Source organism: Streptomyces beijiangensis (assembly GCF_017315755.1).
In the GTDB taxonomy this organism is placed as follows: Bacteria; Actinomycetota; Actinomycetes; order Streptomycetales; family Streptomycetaceae; genus Streptomyces; species Streptomyces beijiangensis.
In genome coordinates, this window is sequence record NZ_JAFLRJ010000644.1 from 1 (window position 1) to 3,505 (window position 3,505).

2 protein-coding genes and 1 pseudogene are annotated in these 3,505 nt (G+C 70.8%); all 3 read right to left on the minus strand.

Annotated elements, in window-relative coordinates; translation table 11 throughout:
• Nucleotides 1–147: 147 nt before the first annotated feature.
• The 3 genes and pseudogenes from J0695_RS37870 to J0695_RS37880 all read right to left on the minus strand — a co-directional run bounded on the left by J0695_RS37870 (nt 148) and on the right by J0695_RS37880 (nt 3,328).
• Nucleotides 148–1,242: a DUF5925 domain-containing protein gene (locus J0695_RS37870; RefSeq protein ID WP_206969359.1), complete on the minus strand. Its 1,095-nt coding sequence runs from the start codon at nt 1,240–1,242 to the stop codon at nt 148–150.
• 431 nt (nt 1,243–1,673) lie between these two features.
• A pseudogene (locus J0695_RS37875) lies at nt 1,674–2,631 on the minus strand (lipopolysaccharide biosynthesis protein); the annotation flags it as partial.
• Nucleotides 2,624–3,328: a polysaccharide deacetylase family protein gene (locus J0695_RS37880; RefSeq protein WP_206969361.1), complete on the minus strand. Its 705-nt coding sequence runs from the start codon at nt 3,326–3,328 to the stop codon at nt 2,624–2,626. The gene J0695_RS37880 and the pseudogene J0695_RS37875, both read right to left, overlap by 8 nt.
• Nucleotides 3,329–3,505 lie beyond the last annotated feature (177 nt).

Here is a 3,505-nt window from a genome sequence, read left to right on the forward strand (position 1 = left end):
CCCCGGACCCCCGCTCCTCAATCGCCGGACGGGCTTGAATGGGCCCCCTGGCATTTCTCGGCGCGTACAAGCTTGCGCGTAGCAGGAGGGACAACATCGGGCGAAATCAAGCCCGTCCGGCGATTGAGGACAACGGGCGGGGGTCGCTCACAGGTACAGGCCCTCGTTCGTGCCCTGGTTCTGCGACGGCACCGCTTGCGGACTCGTCCCGCGCCGCAGCGCGTACAGCTCCGCCAGCGTCGCCCCCTCGCGGCCGATGCCTTCATCCGTCCCCAGCCATGCCACCGACTCCCGCCGGGTCAGCGAACCGACCTCGATGCGGGCCAGACAGCGGCCGGGGCGGACCACCGCCGGGTGGAGGCGTTCCAGGTCCTCGTTGGTGGTGACGGCCACCAGGACATTGCGGCCCTGGCCCAGCAGGCCGTCCGTGAGGTTCAGGAGGCGGGACAGCGCCTGGCCCGCCGTGCGCTTCGCCTCGCCGCGGATCAGTTCGTCGCAGTCCTCCAGGAGGAGCAGGCGCCAGCGGCCCTTCGCCGTGCCGTCGTCCTCGCCGATCGCGATGTCCATCAGGTAGCCGACGTCGTTGAAGAGGCGCTCGGGGTCCAGCACGCAGTCGACCTGGCACCAGTCGCGCCACGACCGGGCCAGCGTGCGCAGCGCGGACGTCTTGCCGGTGCCCGGCGGGCCGTGCAGCAGGAGCAGGCGGCCCGAGATGTCGTCGGGGGTCAGCTTCATCAGGCCGTCCATCGCTTCGGCCACCGGCGCCGTGTAGTTGGCGCGCACCTCGTCCCACGTGCCGGCGGAGATCTGGCGCGTCGTACGGTGCGGGCCGCGCCGTGGGGAGACGTACCAGAAGCCCATGGAGACGTTCTCCGGCTGCGGTTCCGGCTCGTCCTGGGCGCCCTCGGTGACCTCCTTGAGCACGGTGGAGGCGAGGTCCTCCGTGATCGCGGTGACCGTGACGTCGGCGCCCCGGTTCCAGCGGGAGATCAGGAGCGTCCAGCCGTCGCCCTCCGCGAGCGTGGCGCTGCGGTCGTCGTCGCGGGCGGCCCGCAGCACCGTCGCGCCGGAGGGCAGCAGGTCGAGCCCCTTCTTCACACGGTCGATGGACGAGCTGTGCGAGTACGGCTGCTCACCCGTCGCGAAGCGGCCGAGGAACAGCGCGTCGACGACGTCGGACGGCGAATCGCTGTCGTCGACGTTGAGCCGGATCGGCAGGGCGGCCTCAGGGTCTGCGGACATGGCGCCCATGATCCGGCACCGGGACCTCTCGTGCACCCGCTTTGTGCTCCGCGGCGTTACGTACCTTTTCCGGCGAACCTGCCGGAATGCCAAGTGCCCCCGATATCCTTGTTCCTGATGGGGCGTCAACGATGGATCTCAGTCCTGCTCCTCGGCATCGTGCTCACTGCCTGCAGCAGTACGCCGTCCACGCAGTCCTCGGCAGGCACAGGGCAGGGCGGCGGATCGAACACACAGTCGGAGCCGCCGCGTCCCGCGCTCGGGTTGGGGGTTCACGCACACCCAGTACAGCGCCGACCAGGGCGACGACACCGCGGTCGCGCGCGCCGGGCAGGCGATCATGGGATGGGGGGCCGACAACCCCGAACCCTCGCCGGGGACGTACGGCTTCGCCTCGCTGGACGGCCGTATCGACCGCATCCGCAGGACCGGCGGCACACCGCCGCGCGCGCGTTGCGGCCGAGCCGCGCCGGGTCGTGCGCGCCCTCGACGGTCAGTGAGGCGCCCATGTTGATGGCGAGGAGTTCGACCGTGCCGCCGATGGTCGCGGCGATGTAGAAGTACGCGTTGTCGGCGGAGCTGATCCGCGAGGCGACGACCACCGGGATCAGATAGACGACCGCGAGCGCGAAGAGCGAGCCCGTGCAGTCCCCGGCCAGGAAGCGTCGCAGCTACCGGTAGGACGGCGGTTTCGCGGTCTCGGCGGTCAGCGTCACATGGCGTGGCACCAGCCGCCGGAAGACCATCCATCCCAGTGGCAGCACGGATGCGGCGATGGCCGCGACCCAGGAGACGAAGACGCCCGTGGTCGGCAGTGCCACGGCGACCGCGACCAGCAGGAGCAGCTTCACCGCGGAGAAGACCGTGTTGCCGACGGGCACCCAGAAGGCGCTGCGCAGCCCGGTGAGCACCCCGTCCTGGAGGGTGAGCAGCGACCAGGCGACCACCGCGACGACGAAGCCGAGCTTGTTCACCGGATCGTGCAGTACGAGGGCCCCCACAGGTTCAGCGTCAGCAGGAAGACCACCGCAGCCGCTCCGACGACTGCCGAACTCCCCGCGTACGTACGGAAGATGAGCCTGCCCGTGTGCTTCCCGGCGACCGGGATGAAGCGGGCCGGCATCCCGGTCAGGGTCACGGCCGTGATGCCCGCGAGAAACTTCATCGCGGCGATGGCGGCCGAGCCCTGGCCGACGGCGGAGGCGGAGTAGTGGTGGGCCGCGGCCAGCCAGAAGCCGAGGCCCAGGACCGCGCTGATCCCCGTATTGATCATCAGCGCATCAGCGCATAGGCGTTGCGGAAGAGCGGGATCCCTCCGCGCCTCTTCTTCCCCTCCGTCCGCGGCGAGTTCGGCGGGTCGTCCACCTGGGTGGCTCGCGTGTCAGACACGACTCCTGGTGACCTTCCGGCCGGCCGACCTGGCTCTTCGGACCAAGGTGTACCCCTTGGTCAGGGCGCGGTCCCTGGCGAAGTTACGGGTGATCGCACGGCCTTCGACCAGCCGCTCGAACTCCTCGATGCCGGTGCTGCGCCTTACGGTGACCCGCTCCAGGGCGTAAGGCCCCTGCCCGCGCCCGGCGAGCGCGTTGCCCACGGCGAGGGCCTGGCTGAAGCCCGCCTCGCGGACCGTGCGGCGCACGCTCCGGGTGGAATAGCCGTAGGGGTACGCGAAGGAGACGGGCTCCGCGTTCAGCTCGTCGGTGATGATCTGCCGGCAGCGCAGCGTCTCGAACCACACCTGCTCACAGCTGAGTTGGTCCATCTGAGGATGGGTGTGCGTGTGCCCGCCGATCTCCGTCCCGGCCGCGGCCAGGTCGCGCACCTGGTCCCAGTCGAGCATGGTGTCCAGGGCGCCGCCGTCGTCGTACGGCCCGCGGAGCCATCCCGTCGAGACGAACAGGGTGGCCGCGAAACCGTGTTTGGCGAGGACGGGGAGCGCGTGCCGGTGCACCCCTTCGTAGCCGTCGTCGAAGGTGATCAGGACCGGGCGGTGCGGGAGCGCTCCCNNCTGCTCGCCGAACGCCTCGGGGGACACGGAAAGGCCGTGGGCCGCCCTGGCCGGGCGGTGACCGACCGCGTGGTACATCAGGATCGGTACGGACCCGTTCACGCGGCCTCCTCCTCCGTCTCCTCCCGCGCTTCCTGCCGGTCCGGTGCGGAGATCGGCGCCACCTGGAAGGTGGCGCCGCCGCGGCGCGCCCGCAGCGACCCCAGGACGTATCCGCCCGCCGCCACCGCGACCCCCGTCACGATCGCGCCCGCC